Annotated in this window: 1 protein-coding gene; it reads right to left on the bottom strand. The window is 27.1% G+C overall.

The window, feature by feature from the left end:
- Positions 1–336 (bottom strand): U32 family peptidase (locus EZH24_RS13660; protein ID WP_170310895.1); only part of this gene is annotated, 336 nt, incomplete at both ends.

The raw sequence follows: 336 nt of genomic DNA, 5'->3' as shown, positions 1-336 counted from the left end.
TTATATTGTCTTTATATAAATCGGAAATTTGCATTCCTATTTTTCCACTCTCTCCAAAAGAAAGTCCGTCATATACATTTAATTCTTTTTTCGCTTCCACATAAATTTTATTTTTCTTATAAGCCGTTATTTTTCCTATCAATTCTCCGCTATGATTCGGTTTATAATTTTCAAATATATCTTTTGAATTATAGAAATAGCCTTTACTGAATCCGCCTCTATTAAAAATTTTTATCAAACTTTCTTTATATTTTTCGGTTTCGATATTTTTATTTTCCAATGCAAAATCTATAGCTTTTCTATAAATCGAAGTAGTTATCGCCACATATTCGCTTC

This window comes from Brachyspira catarrhinii, from assembly GCF_005518285.1.
In the GTDB taxonomy this organism is placed as follows: Bacteria; Spirochaetota; Brachyspiria; order Brachyspirales; family Brachyspiraceae; genus Brachyspira; species Brachyspira catarrhinii.
This window is presented reverse-complemented; position numbering and strand designations above follow the sequence as displayed.